At 61.2% G+C, this 2970-nt stretch carries 2 protein-coding genes; one reads left to right on the forward strand and one right to left on the reverse strand.

The features are described from left to right. Positions 1 to 53: 53 nt before the first annotated feature. Positions 54 to 743 carry a lysophospholipid acyltransferase family protein gene (locus AC0AP0_RS11090; protein ID WP_110412693.1) on the forward strand — a complete coding sequence of 230 codons (690 nt, stop codon included), beginning with the start codon at positions 54 to 56 and terminating at the stop codon, positions 741 to 743. A gap of 25 nt (positions 744 to 768) precedes the next feature. Here AC0AP0_RS11090 and AC0AP0_RS11095 read toward each other — a convergent pair. Further along, positions 769 to 2970: protein kinase domain-containing protein (locus tag AC0AP0_RS11095; protein ID WP_490430506.1), on the reverse strand; the 2202-nt coding region annotated here is incomplete at its 5' end.

Raw genomic sequence — 2970 nt, forward strand, 5'->3', positions numbered from 1 at the left:
GTCATAGAACCATCGTAACCTCGGCCGCACGCATTCGCTACCAAGGAGTCTCTGTGCTGTACTGGTTCTTCGTCAAACTGCTCGGTCCGTTGGCGCGTACCTGGTTCAAACCGACCGTTGAAGGCACGGGGAATATTCCCAAGCAGGGGGCTGCCATCATCGCTTCCAACCATCTGGCCGTCATTGACGATGCCCTCCTACCCATTACCTGCCCGCGGATGATCCATTTCATGGGCAAGGCCGAGTACTTCAACGGCAAGGGAATAAAGGGCAAGTTCAAGAAGTGGTGGTTCAGCTCGGTCGGAGTCTTCCCCGTCGACAGGTCGGGCGGCTCCAAGTCGCTGGGAGCCATGGAAACCGCACGTTCCATCCTTGAGCACGGGCACATCTTCGGCATCCATCCGGAGGGTACGCGCAGCCCTGACGGCAGGCTCTACCGAGGGCACACTGGGGCGGCGCGGCTTGCCTTCGAGACTGGGACGACAGTGGTGCCTACCGCCATCATCGGTACCCGGCAGCTTCAGGAGCCCGGCCATGTGTTTCCGCATCGTGGCAGGACCAAGGTCATCTTCGGCAAGCCCATCACTGTGCCCTACATGCCGGTCAACAGCCTCACCCACGAGGAGATTCGCAACCTGACCGACAGGATCATGCAGGAGATCCAGGAGATGAGCGGGCAGCGCTACGTGGATGTGTATGCCCAGGTCATCAAGGCACATGAGAGCAAAGAAGAACTGGGCTGACGACGAACTGCAAGGAGTAGCGTAGTCAGACCACAGTCAGGGTCACGACAGCCGGCGAGCCGTCATCATTGATCACCTTGACCTGGGTGCCGGGGTTGGGGTCCTGAATTCGCACCGTGTGGGTCAGGTTGCCCAGCGGCGCTGAGATGTTGACCTTGAGTCCGTATCCCTGCAGGATCTGGGTGGCCTCGTCCTGGCTCTTGCCCTTCACGTCGGGCATGGTGATGGACTGCGGTCCCTTGGAGATCACTACGTTGACCGCATCACCCCAGTGAAGCTGTTCCTGGGCCTGGTGGGAGGCGGAAATCACTTGGTTGCGGGGGACCGTGTCTGACCAGTTCTCGCTGTAGTTGACCTTGAGCCGGAGGGCTTCCAAGGCCGCCTTGGCATCATCCCTGGCCTTGCCGATGATGTCGGGCATGGCCACCGGCATCCGACCCTTGGACAGGACCAGGCTGACCTTGGTATCGTGTCGGGTCCTGGTCCCTGGGGCCGGCTCCACCGAAATCGCCGCTCCCTCGGGTATATCCATGGAGTACTGGTCCTTGGAGGAGTCATGGTCGATCTTGTCGAATCCAGCCGCCTTCAGGGCTTGCAAGGGGTCCTTGCCGTTGGAGGTGTCCGAAATGAGGATGTCCTTGGGCACCGTGGCTTGGCGAACCCCTTTGGAGACGGTTAGGTTGAGTCTGCCGCCCCGCTTGCTGATGCGAGCTCCAACGGTATCGGGATCCGCGGCCATGATGGCCCCTTTGGGCACTTGGTCGCTGAAGTTGTAGTCGGTGTCGACATCGATGCCTGCGACCTTGAGGGTGCGGGCGAACTTGGCGTAGTCGGCACCGATAATCTTGCACTCCTGGTTTTCGGAGCAGGAGATGTCATCTGGCTTGGGCAGGGCGTAATAACTGCCCGGGCCTAGGTAGTACCACCAGGCGCCACCGCCGCCTCCGGCCAGGGCCAGCACCAGCAGAACTACCAGCACGATGATCAAGCCGTGATGCCGGTGCTTGGGCTTGGTCTCTGCAGCGCCTTGCTGCATTGTCTGGACGGAAGCCGGTACGGCAGCCATATCGGCGGGGGAAGCTGTTATGTCCTGAGGCTGCAGAACAGTTGTAGTTTCGGCCCTGGAGGGGGTGTCCACGTCGTTGAGCCTATAGCGTCTGGTTGCTGCGTCCGCATCGGTTTCAGGTGGTGCGGGCACAGCCGGGACCGTATCTGAACCCTCCGGGTCGGTTGCTGTAGCAATGGTCTGTGTGGCTGCATCTTCGGCATCGTCGCTGGGTGCTGTAGCTTTTTGAGTTGGCGATTCGGGCATCTCAGGGTCGTGTCTAGGGGTTCCGGCGATGGCGGATTCGGGCTCTCCGCTTGTTGCAGCTGTTGCAGGCAACATGTAGTCCATGGCCTGCCGGTCCAGCCCCCTGACCATTTTTCTCAGACTTTCCAGGGCCTTGCCTGCGTTGTCTGGGCGATTTTCGGGGGAGCGGTCGGTCAGTCCGGAGAACAGGGCGGCTACGGATGGGTCGATTCCGGGGCAGACCCTGGCCAGCGAGGGGACGTCCTCGTGGACGTGCTTAAAGACGATGGTTACCGGATTGTCACTGGCGAAGGGGACCGTGCCGGTCAGCATCTCGTAGGCGATGATGCCTACGGCGTAAAGGTCGCTTTGGGGGGAGGCCTCGTTGTTCTCGATGGTTTCGGGGGCCAGGTAGGCGGCCGTGCCCATGAGCATACCCGTCGAAGACAGGGTGGCTTGAGCGGCGGCGCGGGCTAGTCCGAAGTCGGTGATTTCTACGTGGCCGCGGTCGTTGATGAGGATGTTTTCCGGCTTGATGTCGCGATGGATGACGCCGACTCGGTGGGCGGAGGCCAGGCCGTCCAGGATTTCGCCCACGATGCGCAGGGTCTCCTTCAGGGGATAGACGCCCTGCCGAGCCATGTCCCGCCGCAGGCTTATTCCGTGGACATACTCCATAATCAAGTAGTCCAGCCCCTGGTCGACACCGGTATCGTAGACCTGGACGATGTGGGGGTTGGCGATGGCAGCCGCTGACCTGGCCTCCCGGCGAAAGCGCTCCTCGAACTGGGCCCTATGTGGCCCCTGGGCCAGCATGGTGTGCATGATCTTGACAGCCACATGTCTGGACAGCCGCAGGTCCAGAGCCTCGTAGACCGTGGCCATGCCACCTTGCGCAATCTCGCGCAGAATGCGGTAGCGCCCGTCTATGATCCG

The sequence above is a fragment of the Bifidobacterium sp. POST2/T3 (B1) genome (assembly GCF_058197115.1).